At 39.6% G+C, this 19,550-nt stretch carries 19 protein-coding genes and 1 tRNA gene; 5 read left to right on the top strand and 15 right to left on the bottom strand.

The features are described 5' to 3' along the window. Nucleotides 1-69: 69 nt before the first annotated feature. From cysM to NMS_RS00450, 4 genes are all read right to left on the bottom strand, one after another. On the bottom strand, nucleotides 70-948 hold the full coding sequence (gene cysM, locus NMS_RS00465) for a cysteine synthase CysM (protein WP_041494858.1): 879 nt from the start codon (nucleotides 946-948) through the stop codon (nucleotides 70-72). Further along, nucleotides 945-1,745: a serine O-acetyltransferase EpsC gene (gene epsC / locus NMS_RS00460; RefSeq protein ID WP_041494857.1), complete on the bottom strand. Its 801-nt coding sequence runs from the start codon at nucleotides 1,743-1,745 to the stop codon at nucleotides 945-947. Before epsC ends, cysM begins: the two co-directional genes overlap by 4 nt. A 161-nt stretch (nucleotides 1,746-1,906) precedes the next feature. Continuing rightward, complete coding sequence (locus NMS_RS00455; RefSeq protein ID WP_041494856.1) at nucleotides 1,907-2,299, bottom strand: response regulator; 393 nt, start codon at nucleotides 2,297-2,299, stop codon at nucleotides 1,907-1,909. Continuing rightward, on the bottom strand, nucleotides 2,296-3,321 hold the full coding sequence (locus tag NMS_RS00450; protein WP_041494855.1) for a PAS domain S-box protein: 1,026 nt from the start codon (nucleotides 3,319-3,321) through the stop codon (nucleotides 2,296-2,298). The genes NMS_RS00455 and NMS_RS00450 overlap by 4 nt, the downstream gene beginning before the upstream one ends. Before the next feature lie 463 nt (nucleotides 3,322-3,784). Here NMS_RS00450 and NMS_RS00445 point away from each other — a divergent pair, with 463 nt between their 5' ends. The 3 genes from NMS_RS00445 (at nucleotide 3,785) to NMS_RS00435 (ending at nucleotide 5,913) form a co-directional block, all read left to right on the top strand. Further along, on the top strand, nucleotides 3,785-4,174 hold the full coding sequence (locus NMS_RS00445) for a hypothetical protein (protein ID WP_041494854.1): 390 nt from the start codon (nucleotides 3,785-3,787) through the stop codon (nucleotides 4,172-4,174). Between the two features lie 70 nt (nucleotides 4,175-4,244). After that, a complete protein-coding gene (locus tag NMS_RS00440) occupies nucleotides 4,245-4,799 on the top strand; it encodes a hypothetical protein (protein ID WP_041494853.1) in 555 nt (184 codons plus the stop codon). A 526-nt stretch (nucleotides 4,800-5,325) separates the two neighbouring features. Continuing rightward, nucleotides 5,326-5,913 (top strand): DUF6642 family protein, encoded by a 588-nt coding sequence (locus NMS_RS00435; RefSeq protein WP_041494852.1) that lies wholly within the window; start codon nucleotides 5,326-5,328, stop codon nucleotides 5,911-5,913. 82 nt (nucleotides 5,914-5,995) lie between these two features. Here the strand turns inward: NMS_RS00435 and NMS_RS00430 are convergent, their stop codons facing one another. The 6 genes from NMS_RS00430 to NMS_RS00410 form a co-directional block, all read right to left on the bottom strand. Beyond that, nucleotides 5,996-7,627 (bottom strand): ABC-F family ATP-binding cassette domain-containing protein, encoded by a 1,632-nt coding sequence (locus NMS_RS00430; protein ID WP_041494851.1) that lies wholly within the window; start codon nucleotides 7,625-7,627, stop codon nucleotides 5,996-5,998. A gap of 122 nt (nucleotides 7,628-7,749) precedes the next feature. Then, nucleotides 7,750-8,991 carry a cation:proton antiporter gene (locus NMS_RS00425; protein WP_041494850.1) on the bottom strand — a complete coding sequence of 414 codons (1,242 nt, stop codon included), beginning with the start codon at nucleotides 8,989-8,991 and terminating at the stop codon, nucleotides 7,750-7,752. A 310-nt stretch (nucleotides 8,992-9,301) separates the two neighbouring features. After that, complete coding sequence (locus NMS_RS00420; protein ID WP_041494849.1) at nucleotides 9,302-10,528, bottom strand: aminotransferase class V-fold PLP-dependent enzyme; 1,227 nt, start codon at nucleotides 10,526-10,528, stop codon at nucleotides 9,302-9,304. A gap of 504 nt (nucleotides 10,529-11,032) precedes the next feature. Beyond that, nucleotides 11,033-11,117: transfer RNA gene (locus NMS_RS00415), tRNA-Ser, on the bottom strand. A gap of 122 nt (nucleotides 11,118-11,239) precedes the next feature. After that, nucleotides 11,240-11,389: a hypothetical protein gene (locus tag NMS_RS13955; RefSeq protein ID WP_173405812.1), complete on the bottom strand. Its 150-nt coding sequence runs from the start codon at nucleotides 11,387-11,389 to the stop codon at nucleotides 11,240-11,242. A gap of 94 nt (nucleotides 11,390-11,483) precedes the next feature. Beyond that, nucleotides 11,484-12,140 carry a SanA/YdcF family protein gene (locus NMS_RS00410; protein WP_041494848.1) on the bottom strand — a complete coding sequence of 219 codons (657 nt, stop codon included), beginning with the start codon at nucleotides 12,138-12,140 and terminating at the stop codon, nucleotides 11,484-11,486. A gap of 205 nt (nucleotides 12,141-12,345) precedes the next feature. On the opposite strand from NMS_RS00410, the gene NMS_RS00405 reads away from it, so the two are divergent. Next, a complete protein-coding gene (locus NMS_RS00405) occupies nucleotides 12,346-12,978 on the top strand; it encodes an NAD(P)H-dependent oxidoreductase (RefSeq protein WP_041494847.1) in 633 nt (210 codons plus the stop codon). Here NMS_RS00405 and NMS_RS00400 read toward each other — a convergent pair whose 3' ends face one another. Both NMS_RS00400 and NMS_RS00395 read right to left on the bottom strand, forming a co-directional pair. Further along, entirely contained in the window at nucleotides 12,979-13,782 is an 804-nt protein-coding gene (locus tag NMS_RS00400) for a DUF4249 domain-containing protein (RefSeq protein ID WP_041494846.1), read from the bottom strand. 2 nt (nucleotides 13,783-13,784) lie between these two features. After that, nucleotides 13,785-16,208, bottom strand: a complete 2,424-nt coding sequence (locus NMS_RS00395) for a TonB-dependent receptor (protein WP_231862346.1) — start codon at nucleotides 16,206-16,208, stop codon at nucleotides 13,785-13,787. A 128-nt stretch (nucleotides 16,209-16,336) separates the two neighbouring features. On the opposite strand from NMS_RS00395, the gene NMS_RS00390 reads away from it, so the two are divergent. Continuing rightward, a complete protein-coding gene (locus tag NMS_RS00390; protein WP_041494845.1) occupies nucleotides 16,337-17,305 on the top strand; it encodes an NAD(P)H-dependent flavin oxidoreductase in 969 nt (322 codons plus the stop codon). Here NMS_RS00390 and NMS_RS13335 read toward each other — a convergent pair. The 3 genes from NMS_RS13335 to NMS_RS00375 form a co-directional block, all read right to left on the bottom strand. Continuing rightward, the gene (locus tag NMS_RS13335; RefSeq protein ID WP_158448939.1) at nucleotides 17,302-18,123 is read right to left on the bottom strand and encodes a helix-turn-helix domain-containing protein; all 822 of its coding nucleotides are present in this window, start codon (nucleotides 18,121-18,123) and stop codon (nucleotides 17,302-17,304) included. The two genes, NMS_RS00390 and NMS_RS13335, sit on opposite strands and share 4 nt — an antisense overlap. A 170-nt stretch (nucleotides 18,124-18,293) precedes the next feature. Then, a complete protein-coding gene (locus NMS_RS00380; protein ID WP_041494844.1) occupies nucleotides 18,294-18,554 on the bottom strand; it encodes a YgjV family protein in 261 nt (86 codons plus the stop codon). 122 nt (nucleotides 18,555-18,676) lie between these two features. Further along, nucleotides 18,677-19,522 carry a phosphatase PAP2 family protein gene (locus NMS_RS00375; protein ID WP_041494843.1) on the bottom strand — a complete coding sequence of 282 codons (846 nt, stop codon included), beginning with the start codon at nucleotides 19,520-19,522 and terminating at the stop codon, nucleotides 18,677-18,679. Nucleotides 19,523-19,550: the final 28 nt, after the last annotated feature.

Raw genomic sequence — 19,550 nt, 5'->3', positions numbered from 1 at the left:
AGCTTTCGCGAAAGCGAATTAATTTTAAGCAGAAATGCTAGAAATTCAAAGCTGCATTATAGCGAAGACTCATTCAAAAAGTCCTGATGAAAGATAGCGATCTCCACGGTCACAAATGATACTAACGATAATACCGCTTTCTAATTCATCCGCTAATTTTAATGCGGCAGTTGTGGCGCCACCACTGCTCATGCCTGATAAAATACCTTCTTCTTTTGCCAGTCGTCTCGCCATAGCGATGGACTCTTCCTCGCTTACTTCCATGACTCGATCGACCTTAGAAGCATCAAAAATGGCAGGCAAATAGGCGGTAGGCCATTTGCGTATTCCTGGAATGCTGGAACCATCTGTAGGTTGTACGCCTACGATCTGTACATTTTTATCCTGCTCTTTTAGAAAGGTGGAGGTTCCCATTATGGTACCAGTAGTACCCATGGAAGATACAAAATGGGTTACTTTACCTTGAGTGTCACGCCATATTTCAGGCCCTGTAGTTTTGTAGTGGGCTTTCCAATTGTTGTCATTAGCAAATTGATTGAAAGAGAAATAACCCTCATTATTCACTTTATCATCAGCATAATCCCGGGCACCCTCGATACCGTCAGGGTGTAAAGTAACCTTAGCACCATAGGCTCGCATGGTTAACACCCGCTCCTTGGTGGCTGATTCTGGCATTACCAGCTCAATATCCAGATTATAAATCCCGGCAATCATGGCCAGTGCAATACCAGTATTTCCGCTGGTCGCTTCAATCAATTTAGAATTGTGATCTATGGTTCCAGCGTCTAGCGCAGTTTTAATCATATTCAATGCCGCTCGATCTTTGACACTTCCACCTGGATTGTCTCCCTCCATTTTAAAATACAGGGTCACATTTGGGTTGGTATTCAAAACCATGGACTTTACCAATGGCGTGTTTCCTATTTGATCAATCAAACTGTGGTTCATGCAATGGTTCTCTTTTGAGTAGTTATATCAACAGTTGGGGTGTGCATCACGCGAGTGTTTGCTGCAATGGATTCGGTTACCCAAGCATTACCACCTATAACGCTGTAGGCACCTATGGTGGTGTCGCCGCCTAAGATAGTGGCATTAGCATAAATAATTACATGGTCTTCAATGGTAGGATGTCTCTTCTTGTTTTGCAGTGCTTTTTTTACAGTTAACGCACCTAAGGTAACTCCTTGATAGAGTTTTACATGGTCATGAATTTGCGCCGTTTCACCTATCACAACTCCAGTCCCATGATCTATAAAAAAAGAATGGCCTATAGAAGCACCAGGATGTATATCGATTCCTGTTAGTTGGTGTGCGTATTCAGTCATTAATCGTGGAATAAGCGGCAGTTTTAAATTAAAAAACTCGCGTGCCATTCTGTAAATGGCTATGGCATAGAAACCGGGATAGGCGAGATAAATTTCTTCAATGGACCGGGCCGCTGGATCGTTATTAAAAATCGCTAGCGCATCTTTTTTAAGGCTGCAAAACAAATCAGGAATAACCTCAGTAAAATCATTCCATGTTTTGCAAGGTTTCCCAGTGATTTCAGGACAGGCTAGGTTACGGATGGCTAGAAATAGATCTTCCAACTCTACCAGCGTTTGCTGTGCATCAGTCTCGCTATCAAAAAGGGCATTGAATAAAAGTTCAGTAAACTGATGCGATTGACGTTTGAGCCGCATTGATATGTTGATATCTGCTTTTTGCTCTTGTATGCATGTTATTAATTGTGATGAAGCTGTCATAATATTTTACCAGATGAATTTATAAACAGCAAAAATTATAACCATGAAATAGTAATGGAGTCAAGGGGATTTTTTCGAACAATCTTTTAGATACTTCTAACAAAACCCCCATCATTTCATAAATAGGCTGTTATTGTAAAGATATGAAGTGATTTGTAGATTTAGGTGATCGCTGACTTTGAAGTCGTTTTCAAAACCTTATTCAAATGCTCATGAGTAACTGGTTTTGTAATCAGGCTGATCACGGAATCGTATGTTTCTGCTCGTTTTATGTCCTCTGGATCTATGGACGAAGTCACGATTGCTACGTCAATTTCAAAGTCATAATCATTATGTTCCATAGCTTTTAAAAATTCCCACCCATCCATTACTGGCATATTCAAATCTAGGAATATCAAGTAGTCCGTTTTAGCATTAGATTCGTTTAAGAATTGAAGGGCTTTTGTAGCATTATTAAAGCATGCAACAGTATGCATTCCATTTTTACTGAGCAGTTTTTCTAGTATGAAGCAGCAGATAGGATCATCATCGATGATAATTAGTTTTTTACTCATTCTACATTTTGCTGATTAGATGCTTTAACGGTGATGTCATTTAATACATCGTCAAGTTCCTTAGAGGAATTATATATGTTTTCTAATATAAATGATTCCTCTGAAGCACTTTTCTCCACCTCAACATCTTTAAAAAGCGAGATTAATGACATGATACGTGTCAATGGCGCTCTGACCACGTGAGATTGAATCCAAGCAATATCTTTCAACCTCTTGTTTTGTTCCTCAATTTGCTGCGTGTATTTGACTCTTTCTGACACATCGTTAACTAAGGAAATCCTTATATTTTTATTCAAGTGAGAGGCTGGATTGCTATAAACTTCAACCGTAAATATTTCACCATGTTTTTTTTGGTGTATAAAGGTTCCCATGTAATTATGGGAAGAAATTCCTTTTTCTAAAATTCTTTTAAATTCTTGATTAAGAAAATCTATCTCAGATTTAGGCCTGATATCAGCCAAACTGAGCTGTGAAAACTCCTCTTTAGTATAGCCATATAATTCGCATGCTGCATCATTAACGGTTAAGATCTTTTTATCATCGACCGTATAGGTAATTAAAGGTTGAGGACTTAATTGAAATAATTCCGTGTATTGATTTCTAGTTTTCTCAATTTGTAGAATATATTTTTTACGTTCAATATTATGAGTAATTGCTTTGTATAAAGAAAAGGCAGTTAATTCTTCTTTCAATAAAAAATCAGATGCTCCTAGATCTAATGTTTTTATACTGAAGGACATATTTTCATGACTACTTAGTACCACAACAGGTATATTATTTGCCAATTGAAGTACTTCATTTAACAATGGTATGTCTTGTAAATCTGGTAACGTTAAGTCTAATAATATGATGTCAAATTTATTAGATGTTGCATCTAATATCTGTTTCACAGCAGTATATGTAATTGCAGTTGCTTGATTTTCAGTTTCAAAAAAAGCTTTCAAATAATTTTGAATCCGATGCAAATACAGTGGATCATCCTCAATGATTAAAACCTTATGGCTAGACGGCTTTATTTGCATGGTTCAATAACTTTAAATCTTAGCGCTTCAACATATCAAAGCTAAAGACTTCATTAGCTGAAATTTATTCGGCAAGTTTTTAATAATAAGGTACTACAAATTGTATTGATTTTCACATCCTCCGTTTAAAGTGAACTTAACTTCCATTCACTTAACATTTTCATCAAACTTTATTGGAACTGCTATAAGGAAGGTAAACTTAACAAAAGCGCTACTTTAAAACTAATTTTATAGCGAATAGTGGGTTGTTGAACAACTATTTTACACTTAAGCTAATTTACTCTCAGCATTAGATTGAAACTCTACTTTATCTGCAGTATTAATTGTTGATAGACTATTACTATCAACATGAATTTTGATCAAAATATTTTATTTGACAATTAGTAATTGTCGATTTAAATCTTACCATAGAATTAACTTGTTCTATCTATTTTTTTAAGTTTTAATAAAGCATTTTTACTCGATGATTTCACGAGCGTTTCACGTTTATCTAAGTCTAGTTTTTGCATGGGTCCTTCCATCTATCAGTGCAGAAATATGGAGTGTTTACACTTCACAAGTTGAAGTAGAACAATTGGCAGTTGCTCTAGACATGGATGATGAAACAATCACCGCCGCATATGATATGGGATCTAAGTCTATAGACTTATCTCGCATTTCTACACCAGTAAAAGTTTCACCTAGAACGCTAGAATTTCCTGCGGGATCTGGGAATGCCTATCTCACTCTAAATAATGAGCATGCGACGGTTCATGGTTCTCGTTTTAAAACTACCACCCGGGTAGCTGGCACAGTTACCGTTGCATTCGAATACGTTCGACGGATTCTTTATCCTTTCCATTCCTATTGGTAAAAGCTTAGTAATTCACATCCTTCTAACAGTTGGAAATCTAAACTTTTTAACCTCTATAATATTCTTAATCATGGAAACAGGAATCATCGTATTATCTGCGATACTCATTATTATTGTGGCAAGCCCTTTCATACTCATGGGCATTAGCAACAAAAAACATCATTCTAAACTCACCAAAGCGCTCGACGTTCTTTTAAAATGCAACTCGGCTATCGCCTCAAAATCCAGTTTTTTTAACAATTTTGTTATTGCTGTAGATGGACACGCTCAAACTGTGTTTTTTATAAAAGAACGAGAGAACGGCGCTTTAGAACAATCAGTAATCGATCTGCGTGTATTTAACAAATGCAAGATGGATCAACAAGTCAATAACATTACCAATAAACCAGGGCTTATGGACACCATTCAAAAATTGGATCTACTCCTCATAAACACATCTACAGGAGCCACGCAGCGATTAGAACTCTTTAACGATAACGATAGCCTGCAATTAAGCGGCGAACTCGCTATCGCTCAAGAGTGGCAAATATTCCTTCAGTCTTTATTAGATAAGGAAGTAGTTCTAGAAGCACCGCCTGTGGTAATTACAAGGGGGCTGGATTTATCAAGAATTGCTTTATTTTAATCCTTCATCTGTGGTTGAAGTCCATCCTAACGCAGGTGCCATTGAACTTACTGGTTGCTTCGCTTTAGAGATGGATTTTTTTAATTTGGTCGCTTTCGCGAAAGCGAACTTTAAATTAGTTTAACAGGTCCATTTGAACGGAGCGGAAGAGTAAATTACATCTTTTATCACTCTGCCTTTTTTGAATTCTTCATTTGTGAATAAAGACAATTGTTGAAAACTATCTAATTCATAATATTTTAGATACATACCTCTTCAAAATCAGCTCAGCAATAGCGTTTATGCCCTTTTTAATTCTTAACAATATCAGAACCTAAACAGTTAATGAACTGTTGATAATCAGAGCGTTGTTCAGCTGTAGTCAATTGAAAGTAACCCTTTTAGCCCAATTTCACCACCCCACATGTTTATGCCTAAAGGTGTTTTGAATTAAACTTTTGAAATGCAATAGTGCAACTTATCTTGTGGGATTACGACTGCTTGTTTATTGCGGGAGCACTAGTTACAAATATGCATAAGGAATACTATGAGTGAACTGGAAGTACCTATTACCGATATTGAAAATTTTATCTATTGCCTAGAAGTCGTGCCTGATGCAGATCATGATGAAACTACTGAAGTTCTCAAGATTCTGGAAGATGTCGCTTTCAATCAAAATATTGCCAGTATTTACAAAGCCTGTGATACGATAGAAGGACTGGAGCAAAGTATAGATAATTTGCTGTACAACGATCATAACTTCAATGATTATGAGATCATTTACCTAGTGCTACCTGGAGAGGCAAATAATATTCTTATCAATGGATATTATTACAGCATAGAAGAGATTGCCGAGTTGTTTGAAGGTAAAATGGAAGGTAAAGTAATCCATTTTGCCAACAAGAAAATACTAGACCTAACTGACGACGAATCACAGTATTTCCTAGATGTGACTGGCGCTAGGGCTATATCTGGTTACGGGTTCCACTCTGAGCAAATGACCAGTGCTTTTACCATCGACCGAGTGTTCTTTAGTTTATTTTATAAAAATGATGACCTCAGGGAAGTGGTAGAACAGATGTTCAACAAGCATTATAAATTGTGTAAGCTGTTGGACTTCAGGCTTTACTATTAGATGTTTTTTCATTCCGCTTTCGCGAAAGCGAAATAGAGCCTAGCTAATTGCTAGCTGTTTTCCCAGTGGTTAAACGTAATCCTTAAAGCGCTAGCTCTCGCATCGTCTCTACTTTATTGCGTTCTAGGAATGCATCTATAGTTTCAAAATGCTCGATCACCCGTTTTTCCTTGAATTCGAAAACCTTGTTAGCCAAGCCTTGTAGGAAATCACGATCATGGGAAACCAGAATGAGCGTGCCATCAAAATTTTTGAGCGCTTCTTTCAATACATCTTTACTCTTGATATCCAGGTGGTTCGTGGGTTCATCAAGAATAAGTACATTGACAGGCTCCAGCAACAGTTTTACCATGGCAAGCCTGGTTTTTTCACCACCTGATAGCAAACCTACCTTCTTCTGTATCGCATCTCCAGAGAACATAAATTGGCCTAAAATATTTTTGATTTGGGTGCGTATGTCGCCTTTGGCGACCTCGTCAACGGTCTGGAAAACGGTAAGATTAGGATCGAGTAGGGCGGCTTGATTTTGGGCGAAATAGCCTATCTGAGCATTATGGCCCAACTGGCAGGTTCCTTCTACAGCAATCTCTCCCAAGATAGCTTTAATCATGGTAGATTTTCCTTCACCGTTGCGGCCTACAAAGGCTACTTTTTCGCCACGAGCGATAGAAAAACTAGCGTTGTTAAAGACCACATGTTCATCATAGGATTTGCTCACGTCCTTCACCGTTATTGGAAAATCACCAGATCGTGGAGCTGGTGGGAATCGCAGCGCCAGTGAGGAATTGTCTATCTCGTCGATCTCAATGATGTCTAATTTTTCCAGCATGCGTTCTCGTGAACTCACTTGGTTTGTTTTTGAATAGGTCCCTTTAAAACGTTCAATAAACTGGCGGTTATCGGCAATCATTTTTTGCTGTTCCTCGTAGGCCTTGATCTGGTGTGCCCTGCGGTCTTCTCGCAGTTGCAGGTAGTGACTGTAATTAGCCTTGTAATCATAGATACGTCCCATGGTCACCTCTATGGTGCGGTTAGTGATTGCATCGATAAAGGCGCGATCGTGGGAGATCACGATGACGGCTTTAGCTTTATTAATCAAAAAGTCCTCCAGCCATAAAACAGATTCAATATCAACGTGGTTCGTGGGCTCGTCCAGTAGGATGAGGTCGGGTTTTTGAAGTAAGATTTTGGCTAATTCAATACGCATGCGCCACCCACCGCTGAATTCGCTGGTAGGTCGATTGAAGTCTGCTGCGGTGAAGCCTAGGCCTTTGAGGGCTTTCTCTACCTCGGCTTCAATATTTACCTCTTCAATGGCATAGTATTTCAGACCCAGGTCAGACACCTCATTAATGATATTCATATAGGCATCACTCTCATAGTCAGTACGGGTTTCCAGCTCTTTGTTGAGTTCGTCCAACTTATTTTTCATGTCCAGCAAGGTGCCGAAAGCTTTAGAGGCTTCTTCCATCACCGTGCAGTCGTCAGCAGTCAACAGGTGTTGTGGCAGGTAGGCAATCACCGCGTCTTTGGGTGCTCGTACGTGACCACGAGTGGGTTTTGAAACGCCAGCAATGATCTTCATCAAGGTAGATTTTCCTGCACCATTCTTACCCATGAGCGCAATCTTGTCGTTTTCATTGACATTGAAGGTTACTCCACTAAAAAGGGTAGTTCCAGAAAATTCTACCGCCAATTGATCTACAGATATCATAAACTCATTTTTGAGAGTGCAAAAGTATTATAAATGCCTGTGAGCAAGTATGGACCTTTCTATAATTTGCTAAGAGATGAGGCGGATTACGCTTTCGCGAAAGCGAACAAAAAAGCGAACTATCAATTGTTAAAGTAGTTTACTACTCTAATGCTGGTAAGGCCGTGGATGAGAATACTAAATAGAACTACATAGGAGACGATACCGAATAATTGATCATAGTCCGCGAAGGAGCCTTCCATAAGAGCAAAACTCAGGTAAAAGAAACTACCGATGCCTTTGATTCCAAAAAAGCCAATTGCCCATTTTTTAGACTCTTTAAGGTCATACCAAACGACACCAAGATAGCCTAGCAGTGGTCGTAAGATGAGGATGATGACAAGGCTTGCCATAATTCCATACCAGTCTGTATAGCTCAAGATGCCCGATAGTAGTGCGCCACCGAAGAAAATGGCCCAAAGAGTGGTTAGTAGTTTTTCACTTTCAGCAACAAAGGTGAGGATGTTGCGGTTTTGCTTTTTCCTTTGGTCTTGCTTGGGTCTATAATACTGTAAAGTGACCCCAGCTGCAAACACACTTAAAAAACCATAAGTGCTGCACAATTCTGCAGCGCCGTAAGCAAAAAAGGTAAGCACCAAAGCTAGAAAGCCTTTTAGAATCAGTTTTTGGTTCTTGTGATGGTGTGCATAGATCCATTTGCTAAAAACGACACCTATCACACCACCAATTAGAATGCCGCCTAAAATTTTGAAGATGATATAATAACCAAAATATTCTGTAAAGTCTATATCATAAAAGTTCCCTGCCTTGCTCCAAAGGATCGCCAAAAAAACAAATGGAAAAGCGATACCGTCGTTAATTCCAGCTTCAGCTGTTAAAATATATCTTAAGCCGGTATTTCTAGAATCAATAGACTGCTCATCTTCCAATTGAATTTCGCTGGCAAGTACAGGATCTGTAGGCGCAAGTACGGCAGCTAGAAGTAAAGACACGGGACCATTTAGGTCTAATAAATAATAGCTGATTACAAAAATACCAATCATAAATAATGGCATGGTAATGATAACCAGAGATAAGGGTTTTTTCCAGTGTTCCCAATCGTAGAAAGTTCCTATTTTGAGCCCAGCGGTCATTAAGCTCACAATGACAATAATTTCGGTAATTATTTTGGCGGTATGGAAATCCCATAAAGGATCAGGCCATGGTAAGGGTACCCCAATCGCATGCAGAATGGCGCCTAAACCGAGTAGTAATATGGTGTAAGAAATCTTGATACGGGCCGTGTACACTTGCAGAAAATTCATGAGCGCCAAACTCAACCCTAGGAAGGTAAGCGCCATCAAGTAAGGAGAAAACTGATCCATTAGTGCAAGTTAATCAATCGGGTGCAGAGAACTAAATATAGTTTGTTGAGTCAACCAATTTGTCAACCTTAAAAAAGAAAGCTCAAGTATCATTACGATCCTGGGGCTTATAGCGGAGAAGAAGAGTCTAATGCAATAGGCGTAAACGGTTTAGTATAAGAAACGTAGGGCAATTGCTAGCGATACTCAATAAATACACACATACCTCTCGATTAATCGCCTTTCGCCCATGTTTTTCATGTGTTGTTAGCCTTTCGTTATTTAAAGCTAATTATCTATTAACGATGTGATAAGAATCAAAGTGCATATATTATAAAGCAACTTTTAATGCCTCTATTAACTGATCAATTTCTTCCATACTGGTGTAATGCAAAAAAGAAATTCTCAACACGCCAGGTTTTCTTGGGATATCCATATCTATAAGGGGTCGAACCGCGTAAAAATCGCCCTTCCCTAGCATTATTTGGTGTTTTACTAAAGTGGCATAAACCTGATCGAGAGTTTTATTTTTAGGAAGAATAGAAACCGTTGTCGCTCTTATTTCTGCATCATCAGGACCTATTATTTGAACATCATCACGAGACTTTAAAAAATCAAGTAAGCGATCCAAAAGTGCTTTTTCATGCTCATTAAATAATTTATGTAGCGCTCTGTTTTTTTGTGCAGGTTCTGCTTCGTCATCAAAATGGTGCTTATAAACCGCATCAAAATAATCCAAGATTCCACTAGTAGCCGCAATTTGAGCATGGTCAGGTCCTGCTGGGGTTAACATACTTCTGGTAATACCTTCTTTGAAAAAGTGAGATTGGTTTTCCAACTTTCCTATCAGCTCTTTCTTCACATACATCAACCCCAAATGAGGACCATAAGTTTTGTACAAAGAAAAAAGATAAATATCTGCACCCAAATCTTTTAAATCGGGAAAAGCATGAGGAGCGTAAGCAACGCCATCCACTACAGATAAAACCCCATGCTTATGAGCATTACGGCTAATTTCTTTAACTGGATTAATGTGACCTATTACATTCGAGCAATGCGGGAAAACCAGCATTTTTGTTCGTTCAGAAAATAAACCTTCCAATTCATCTAAACTCAATAATCCTGTTTCCGAATCGACATGCCATTCTACAATTTTAATTCCTTTATCGGCTAATTTTCTCCATGCACCTGCATTTGCTTCATGATCTTGACAAGACAAAATGATTTCGTCACCATTCTTCCATATCGGACTCATGGCGTTTGCCAATACATAAATATTTTGTGTTGTGGATGGGCCGAAATGAATTTCTGAATCTTCAACATTCAAGTAATCAGCCATTCTCTTATAGGAAGCCTCCATTAATTCTCCAGCTAACATTGATGCAGGATAAGGATAGTTGACCTGCACCTTGTTTTTCATATAAAAATCGGTTAATCGATTAATAAATTGAATACAAGGATAGGATCCTCCAGCATTTTCAAAAAAAGCCCACCCCTGTAAAGAAGGCTCAGAAAATGCAGGAAATTGTGCGCGAACAAATTCTAAGTCAAGTTTCATAGTTAAATCTTACTCAAATCAAATATGGCAATAATCCAATAATGATAAGAAATAATTCTCATTGCTCATTGGCTTAATTGGTTTGTTGTCACCAGCCAGTTTTTTTGTTTTAATGAAGGCTACCGCTCAAGTATAATGCGTGTGAGGAGTTCCCTCGCGTTCCGGCTGTTGCCTTGCTTTTTGATGGTTATCTTGATTAAGATAATTAATGTCACTGAAATAAAGCCTCGCGTTGAACATTTGGAATGCCTGATGAGCATTATGTATCGCACAGGACAGTTGGTTGTGGCAGCTAGAATACGCCAAACATAAACCTACACTTAGAATCCGGGTTTCACGTCTTTGCCGTTTAGGCCAATTAAGTAGTTCCGTAGTCTTGGTATTTCGATTAGCTAACGCAATGATTGATATGCTTTCGGATTGGAAAATCTAAACTAAGAAACCCATTGATCATGACCCTTAAAAAAGAAAGCCCCAGTATCATTACGATCCTGGGGCTTCTAGCGGAGAAGAAGGGATTCGAACCCCTGGAGGTGTGACCCTCGCTGGTTTTCAAGACCAGTGCATTCGACCACTCTGCCACTTCTCCTAAAACGCAAGAAATGTACACCATTTTTGCGGGTGCAAATATAAAGATTTTATTTAATTAGAGGTGTTAAGACAAAAAAAACTGCACCAGTGGGCGCAGTTTTTCTATTCGTTGTTCTATCCTTAAGATTGATCTTGTATCGTATCTCTAGGTTGATGATGTTCTCTTTTGTCTTTTACTTGATGGTTTATTTTTTTTCCATGTGACTCTTCTAGATTGATAGCTTGTTCTTTCTTACTGGTCTTTTCTGGATTTGGTGTCTTATCGCTCATGATATTTTTATTTTCAAGTTAAAAAAATATCGACTTCATCCCGTTAAGATTAACACAACTTAACGCGTTGTGTTAAGGATCTTAGAACGTATTCTTACTTGTCGTGTGTGGGATCACTACTGCCAGTAATAGGAATAGGCACTCCAGAAAAAGTAGGTTTTTGCTCTAGGTGAATTTCAGTCCAGGCCTTGATATTTGCCAGCCATTCCCTGCGCAGCAGGTGTGAGCTGGGCTCGAAATTTTCCCGGTCCACCACATAGCCTTGCAAGTCCAATCCCAAATTACGGCCTAAATAAACAGCTCTAGGCAAATGAAACTTCTGAGTAAATACAATAGCTTTTTGAACTTTAAATACAGATCTCGCCCTGATCATGCTGTCGTAAGTGTCAAAACCCGCGTGATCTAAAAAAATATCCTCGTCCGGTACGCCTTGCTCATTCAAATAGGACTTCATGGCATTCACCTCGTCATAATCCACTTGACCGTGATCACCACTCAATAGAAATTTATTGATTTTTCCTTGCTCATAGGCCAATCTCGCTGCATCCACCCGATCTTTAAGAATGGGCGAGAGGCTTTTGTCGGGTCTAACGCTAGCACCTAAAACGATTCCCGTATACGCTGGCACCAGCTCATTCATATCGTCTTTAATAAAACGAGAAGAGGTTTGCTGCACATAAACCTGCAGAAAAATCACGGCGACCAGTGTACCTATCAATAGGAAGACAACGATATTAAGAAGTTTTCTCATAGGCCTTTTGGCGCTTAAATCAACAATGATTGTTGTAAGAGTTTCCTAGGGTTTACCTTTGTAATGTGATGATTTAGGGTGGTGTTTGTTCCGCTTTCGTACCGTGTCAAGCACGGCATAAACTTTCTGTTCCTTCCGCTTTCGCGAAAGCGAACAAAAAAGCGAATTCCCCACAATTTTCTTCACACAAATATAACGATTAGCCATGACGAAAAGTATTGAAAGTCTTAAATGGAGGTATGCCACCAAAAATTTTGATCCTAAAGCAGATCTCGCTGAAGACGAGCTCCACCTTCTTAAAGAAGCCTTTAATTTAACGGCGACTTCTTATGGTTTACAGCCTTGCCGTATGGTGGTATTAAAAAACAAAGTTTTACAAGAGAAAATGATGCCCATGGCCTTCGGTCAGCGTCAAGTATTGGATGCTCCAGCAGTTTTAGTACTTTGTACCATTAGTGTCGATGATGCATACGTTCAAAAGTATTTTTCATTAGTAGAGCAGGTCCGCTCGACACCTCGGGAAATTTTAGAACCTTTTCAAAAACAATTGGAAGAAAAATTCATCGCAATGCCACATCAAGAAGTGGAAGCCTGGGCACGCAATCAAGCTTATATTTCTCTAGGAAACCTCATGACGGTTTGTGCACAAGAACGAATTGACAGCTGCCCTATGGAAGGTTTTTTACCAAAAAAAGTGGACGAATTGCTGGGCCTTGCAGAAAAAGGATTGAAGTCTGTTCTCCTGTTACCTGTAGGTCACCGCAAGGAAGACGACCAGTTCGCCTCTATGGAGAAAGTACGCTTGCCATTAGAGGACAGCGTGATTTCTATGAACTAGCTACTGGCTTAAATAATTGATCTGATATACCTGAGAAACTCTAAAGTAACCAAAAGGAAACTGTTCCCGGTTTTCTTGATTAACAATATTCCCGCGAACTGTGGCTGGTTGTGTGTCAAATGGACCACCGCCACCTGCATCTGTTTGCTGGAGCAATGTTTCAAAAAACCGAAAGGCCTGTGCGTCAATTCCAGCAATTTTAAGAGTGATAGGAGTATTGGGCTCTAGTTCCTCTATAAAGAAACTTTGAGGTGAGCGGTTACCATTGCTAAACTCATCTTCCCTTAGGTCAACTTCAAAGTTATTTGGATCTTCATATACAAACAGATAATTGTCTCCAGGGGTTTCGGGATCCTCGTAAAATGCGGTAATCTCTGTGACCTCTCCAAACCCTTCAATTTCCTGCTGCTCAATATCTATTAATGGAACGGTCCGCACCAACTGCTGTGTAGCCTCATAAGTTTGCCCTTGATCTACAATAGTCAGTGTGTAGTCCAGATCGTCTTGAATTTGTAAATTCGCATTGCGATACAAGCCATTTGCGGGATCATAAACAAACGGATAGGTCACTCCATTTCCATCCATTACTTGAACTTGTGCATCTGTCACCAACGGATTATCCTCTTCAAAAAAACCAGAAGATCTAGTGAGCAATACCGTGTTTTGACTGCTAGCATCTTCTAATAATTCCAACCGGGCATCAATCACCAGTCGAGGTGCTGCGGTATTTAGATCAACATCAATCACATCTTCGCAACCCCAGCAAAGTATTCCTAAAACTAGTATAGATATCCACTTTTTCATAGTTAGAATTTGAAGTTATAGGTGACGGCAGGTACAATTCCAAATATGGAAAGTCGCGTCGCCTCATTCCTGTTGGTATCTTCGTTCTCACCAAAGCTGATGCTCGCTGCATTCTTCCTATTGTAGGCATTATATAAACTAAAAACCCAGCTGCCTTGCCAGCCTTTGGTCTTATCTGGTTTTGGAATGTATGTAGCCGATATGTCCAGTCTGTGGATGATAGGCAAACGGCTAGCATTGCGAGATTCATAAGTGGGAACAAAAAGACCGTTGAATTGATACTGACCGTTAGGATAAGTTACGGGCTGTCCTGTTTGTAAAACAAAATTGCTCCCGAAGCTCCACTTATCGCTCCATTCATAGTTGGCAGTCACAGTCAAATCATGGGTTTTATCCCAGGGTGCATTGTACCATTCCCCATTATTAATTCCTGGCTCATCCGCCGTTCTGCCTGGGGTGCGTTGTTCACTTTTAGATAAGGTATAAGCAATCCATCCTTGTAATTTTCCTTCTTTTTTGCGCAATAGGAATTCCAATCCATAAGCACGCGCTTTCCCAGAAAGTAATATGGTCTCTACGGCATCTTGTGCAATCAAATCAGCACCATCGATATAGTCTAGGCGGTTGTTTACCGATTTATAAAAAGCTTCAGTCTCAAACGAATAGTCGCCCAGATTCTTAAAGAATCCAGCGGCTACTTGATCGCCTTGTTGTGGTTTTATGAAATTACCACTAGGTGCATACAAGTCAAATGGAGTAGGAGCTGTAGTGTTAGAAACTAGGTGGATGTACTGATTGATCCTTTGGTAACTCGCCTTGATACTGGTATCATCATCCAGACTGTAGGCAACAGAAAGTCGTGGTTCTAAGTTTACAAAAGTTTCTAGGGTGTTACTTCTACTGCTTTCTTCCGTAGCAATAGGCTCGGCCGATTCGTACACACCTTGTTCTTGATTGAAAAGTAACGGCTGGTTATTTTCATAGATATTGATGAAGTCTTGTCCCAGTCTGTTAAAAGAAGTCAACCGCAAACCTGCATTGACATTCAGTTGATCTGTGAGTCGAAACTCTCCATCCACATACAATGCATTCTCCCAAGCGTATTTTTTAACCAATTGACGCTCGTTAATAGCACTAGTAGGTGTTGTAGGGACTATTTTTCCTGGATCAAATTCGTAATAAATGGAATTAAGGCCGTAGCGCAACTTGGCTTTGTCCGATTGAAAATGAGTGAGGTCGTATTTGATATTCAGGTTGCTAATACCACTAAAGAATTCAAATTCCACAAATTGAAGCTCTAGCGCATAATTGTAATCAGAATAAATTACAGAGGCATTACTGAACCACTTGTCATTAAACACATGATTCCATCGCAGATTGACAAAAGAGTTCCCAAACGTATTCCCAAATAAATTATTCACCTCAAACCGATCCCTTCCAAAATAAGCAGATCCATACAAGCGGTTGCGATCATCCAGATTAAAGGAAACCTTAGCATTTAAATCATAGAAATAGGCCTGATTCTCCAATCCAAATAAAGGAAAGAACAAATGTGCATAACTGCTACGACCGCCTACCAGGAAAGAAGATTTGTTTTTCTGTATTGGGCCCTCTAATAGCAATCGGCTGGCGACGATGCCTATACCACCGGTCCCGCTCAGTTTTCTATTGTTTCCATCCCTCTGGTAAATGTCTAAGACACTAGAAACTCGGCCACCATATCGCGCCGGTATACCACCTTTATATAATTTTAAATCCTTGATGGCATCAGGATTAAAGACAGAAAAGAATCCAAATAAGTGATCACTACCATATAAAGTCGCCTCATCCAGCAAGACCAGGTTTTGGTCAGCAGCGCCACCGCGCACATTAAAACCGCTGGCGCCCTCTCCAGCAGTAGTGACCCCAGGCAGTAATGTCAAAGTTTTGATCAAATCAACCTCGCCCAAAACCACTGGAGTTTTTTTTATGGATTCAATAGACAAAGCATTTACACTCATTTGTGGTGAGCGTGTATTCAGTTTTTCAATATCATTCTTGAGAATAATGGCGTCCAGTTGTTCGCCTTGCTCTTGCATTTTAAGTGAAATCTTTTGATTTTGATCCAGCACGACAGTGCGCTCTATGCTTTGAAAACCTATACTGCTATAAATGACTTGGTAGGTCCCAGCTTCCAGAGTGATCGAATAAAATCCATACTCATTAGTAACAGTTCCAGTAGCCAGTTCAGGAATAGAGACCGTGACATTAAGCAATGTTTCTCCTGTCTCCTCCTCAGTCACTGTACCTGATAACGTATATTTTTGGGAGTTCGCTTTTTTGTTCGCTTTCGCGAAAGCGGAAGGAACAGAAAGTGTATGCTGTGCTTGACACGGTACGAAAGCGAAAATCATCAACACCACTAAACACCACTTGATTTTATGCATGCGACAAAACTAAGGCAATAGAGTCGTATTTATTTTTAAAAACAAACCTATTAACAAAATAGAAATTGCGAGTATTCCATGAGTACGCCTTATAAATAGATGCGTAACTTTATCAAAAACTAAGACCTATGACTGGAACTCAATTGATCGATCGCTTATCCCTGCCGGTAGTTGCCGCGCCTATGTTTTTAATTTCAGGACCAGAACTGGTCATTGAATGTTGTAAAAACGGGATTGTAGGAACTTTTCCAGCGCTCAATCAACGTTCCACCGAAGGTTTTGAAGAGTGGCTGGTTCAAATTGAAACGGAACTTGCAGACTGGGAAGAAGAAACAGGAAAGAAGGCAGCACCTTATGGAGTCAACTTAATTGTTCACGGCAGCAACCCGCGTCTGGAGGCCGACTTGAAGATGTGCATGAAACACAAAGTGCCGCTAATCATTACCTCGCTGGGTGCTGTGAAAGATGTGGTGAATGCAGTACACAGTTATGGCGGTCTGGTATTTCATGATGTCATTAAAAAGCGACATGCTGAAAAAGCTCAAGAAGCCGGCGTTGATGGATTGATCTTGGTTTGTGCAGGTGCTGGTGGTCATGCAGGAACATTAAACCCTATGCCATTTATTCGCGAGGTACGCTCATTTTATAACGGCGCAATTATATTATCGGGAGCTATGAGTTCAGGTCAAGATGTAGCAAGCGCATTGCAAATGGGAGCAGACCTTGCTTATATGGGTACCCGATTTATCAATACCAATGAGTCTAAAGCTACAGACGAGTACCGCGACATGATTATTGACGCTGGATCTTCTGATATAGTTTATACTGCTGCAATTTCAGGTGTGAGTGCTAATTTCTTAGGGGCCAGTTTGAACGCCGCAGGAATTACTGAGGAGCAATTAAAAGCTACTGGTAAAATCGATTTCGGTAAAGAAATGGATACCGAGGCCAAGGCCTGGAAAACCATCTGGAGTGCAGGTCAAGGTGTGGCTACCATTGACGATTGCGTATCTACTAAAAAATTGATCGACAGATTAAAATCTGAATTTAAAAGCTCTATTGAAAAGCAAATCGAGAATTTGAAACGGTTCAGTTAAGCCATTGTGGGTTCATTAGCGAATGCTTTGTGATTTTGTATAAAGTAAATCACCATCATAATTTCAAATACGGTAACCAATAAACTACCTATTGGGAACAATAGAACGGTTAAATTAAAAGCTGCCGCAATGATCAATAGATATCCTAAATATTTATAAGGTCTTGAAAAGCGATCTTTATTTTGAAAAAAGGGTATGCTTAATAAACCAATTGAAATTGAGAAGATCACTGATATGATCATCGTCATTCCTATAATTGTAGGGCTAATTGCACCAGAAACATTGGTGTTATAAATATCCATAAACAGTATTTCTGAAAATACGACTACCATAATGTATAGAATAGAAAATATTTTTAGCATTGGGGTTTTGAACTTCAGGTTAAATGAGAGCCCTAAATAAAATACGGTTGCTAGAATACAATAAAGTGCCGCTATTAAGAATCGGCTGTCAGAAGTGACGATGGCATCGTTGAACATGTTTAAGGATAGATCAATGATCGTTAATGGAATAGAGGTAAGCACATATGCCATTCCAACTATAGCTACCCACAATCCATTCTTAGGATTCTTTAATAAGTTTTCTGGAGTTTTTTCCGTTTTTGGTTTGTTGTGAAGCTCTTGAGTGATTTCCGCATAAGAACTTCCTAGCGCTTGCAGAATATTCTTAATGGTATAATTGCGCGGCGTCACATCTCCAGCTTCAATACGTTGTATGGTTCTCACATTAATATTGCAACGTTCTACCAGTTCTTCTTGGGTAAGTCCTTGCTCTTTTCTTAGGTTGGCGATGTAGTCGCCTAGTTCCGGTTGTTTCATGATTTTTTTCATTTGATTGGAACAATGTTACTTATGAAACAAACATTTAATGAAGCTTTTGAAGGTATTTAAACCCGACATTTACACGGCAAAGGCTTGTAAACCCTGAAAAGTAAGAATTTTTTGAGAATTAAAGATATTCTGATAAGGAGGTTTGAGGGAACTCTAAATCAGCTTTCTTCTCCAGCATGTACATCTGGTGCAGGGCTAACAGGTTCTTTTTTGACAAACAAGTAATATGCATTTACCAGTAGAATCGCAACGTTTGTCAAAATCACGGGAATGCTAGGCAATAGAATACCATAAATTACAAACAAACCGCAACCTATGGAATTCACTATACGCAACTTGCGCAAATCCTTATTGAAAAATGAGAGTAACACAAATAGACTAGCGGCATAGCCTATCAGATCGGTGTAATTGAATTCCATAATACGGCGATTTGTGGGTCAAGATAGTTGAGGGTGCAAAATAAACTTTCCCTTGCTTTTAAAAGGGAAAAGAAGCACGCTTTCGCGAAAGCGAAAACAAACCAATGTTTAACTAAAGAATGTTAGAAACTATAACTGAGCCCAACACTGTTCAAGGAAAAGTTGAGGTCTAAGGAAGAGGTTTTAATGCTGCCATCGTCATTGTATTTAGTCTCGTACTTACGGTCCAGGTACAAGTCAATGGCTTCTACCATAAAATAGCTCATCGCCCAACTCAAGAACACATCGCTGGCCCAATGTTGCTCGTCATAAATGCGAGAAATCCCGGGAATGACTCCTATAGTATAAATCCCTGCTTTGACCCATGGGTTTTTAAACTGTTTGGCAATTACATGGGCGTTGGTAAATGTCAACACCGCATGGCCTGAAGGAAAAGAACGGTAAACAGAACTCCCTCCAAACGGGCGGAAGTGATTGCTCCCAAAACCACCTCCAGGTCGCGCTCTACCCGTTGCAGATTTCGTCAATTGTTGTAAAAAGCCAGTCGCGGTAGCAGAGGAGATCAAGAGCACACCTGTACGCCTTAGTTTTTCGTTTTTAGTAAATAAACCAGTTAGATACACCGCTCCTGACAGTCCATAGTTATTTTGAGGCGCTCCTGCATAATTGCCGTAATCCAATAGAAGTTTTGGAATACCATCTCGGTCCTCGCTAAATGCGGTATTGATAGGTTCATCAAAGGCGTATAAAGCCATAGTCCCTGCAGCGACCCCTCCCAGCTTTAAAAAATCATCTCCTTGCCAGTACAAAGGGCGACTATAAGCAAAACCTACCCCTTGAAAAACATTACCCATGTCATAGGTAAAGTCTTGCCATAGATTTGTTTCTCCGCGATCGAAGACATATTCATTTTGAGCAAAAACAGAGGAGGAGCAAACTAGGAGACAAAAGGCAATCAGGTATCGCATATAAATAATTGTTGCTACAAAGATATGA

It is taken from the genome of Nonlabens marinus S1-08 (assembly GCF_000831385.1).
GTDB classification, from domain to species: Bacteria; Bacteroidota; Bacteroidia; order Flavobacteriales; family Flavobacteriaceae; genus Nonlabens; species Nonlabens marinus.
This window is presented reverse-complemented; position numbering and strand designations above follow the sequence as displayed.

Bases quoted from the DNA above. Each gene is read 5' to 3' on its own strand.
- NMS_RS00440 (WP_041494853.1), top strand. From the start codon at position 4,245: ATGGAAACAGGAATCATCGTATTATCTGCGATACTCATTATTATTGTG.
- NMS_RS13955 (WP_173405812.1), bottom strand. From the start codon at position 11,389: ATGAGCGATAAGACACCAAATCCAGAAAAGACCAGTAAGAAAGAACAA.
- cysM (WP_041494858.1), bottom strand. From the start codon at position 948: ATGAACCACAGTTTGATTGATCAAATAGGAAACACGCCATTGGTAAAG.
- NMS_RS00390 (WP_041494845.1), top strand. From the start codon at position 16,337: ATGACTGGAACTCAATTGATCGATCGCTTATCCCTGCCGGTAGTTGCC.
- NMS_RS00445 (WP_041494854.1), top strand. From the start codon at position 3,785: ATGATTTCACGAGCGTTTCACGTTTATCTAAGTCTAGTTTTTGCATGG.
- NMS_RS00420 (WP_041494849.1), bottom strand. From the start codon at position 10,528: ATGAAACTTGACTTAGAATTTGTTCGCGCACAATTTCCTGCATTTTCT.
- NMS_RS00410 (WP_041494848.1), bottom strand. From the start codon at position 12,140: ATGAGAAAACTTCTTAATATCGTTGTCTTCCTATTGATAGGTACACTG.
- NMS_RS00425 (WP_041494850.1), bottom strand. From the start codon at position 8,991: ATGGATCAGTTTTCTCCTTACTTGATGGCGCTTACCTTCCTAGGGTTG.
- NMS_RS00380 (WP_041494844.1), bottom strand. From the start codon at position 18,554: ATGGAATTCAATTACACCGATCTGATAGGCTATGCCGCTAGTCTATTT.
- NMS_RS00455 (WP_041494856.1), bottom strand. From the start codon at position 2,299: ATGAGTAAAAAACTAATTATCATCGATGATGATCCTATCTGCTGCTTC.
- NMS_RS00430 (WP_041494851.1), bottom strand. From the start codon at position 7,627: ATGATATCTGTAGATCAATTGGCGGTAGAATTTTCTGGAACTACCCTT.
- NMS_RS00405 (WP_041494847.1), top strand. From the start codon at position 12,346: ATGACGAAAAGTATTGAAAGTCTTAAATGGAGGTATGCCACCAAAAAT.
- NMS_RS13335 (WP_158448939.1), bottom strand. From the start codon at position 18,123: ATGAAACAACCGGAACTAGGCGACTACATCGCCAACCTAAGAAAAGAG.
- NMS_RS00400 (WP_041494846.1), bottom strand. From the start codon at position 13,782: ATGAAAAAGTGGATATCTATACTAGTTTTAGGAATACTTTGCTGGGGT.
- NMS_RS00450 (WP_041494855.1), bottom strand. From the start codon at position 3,321: ATGCAAATAAAGCCGTCTAGCCATAAGGTTTTAATCATTGAGGATGAT.
- NMS_RS00435 (WP_041494852.1), top strand. From the start codon at position 5,326: ATGAGTGAACTGGAAGTACCTATTACCGATATTGAAAATTTTATCTAT.
- NMS_RS00375 (WP_041494843.1), bottom strand. From the start codon at position 19,522: ATGCGATACCTGATTGCCTTTTGTCTCCTAGTTTGCTCCTCCTCTGTT.
- NMS_RS00395 (WP_231862346.1), bottom strand. From the start codon at position 16,208: ATGCATAAAATCAAGTGGTGTTTAGTGGTGTTGATGATTTTCGCTTTC.
- epsC (WP_041494857.1), bottom strand. From the start codon at position 1,745: ATGACAGCTTCATCACAATTAATAACATGCATACAAGAGCAAAAAGCA.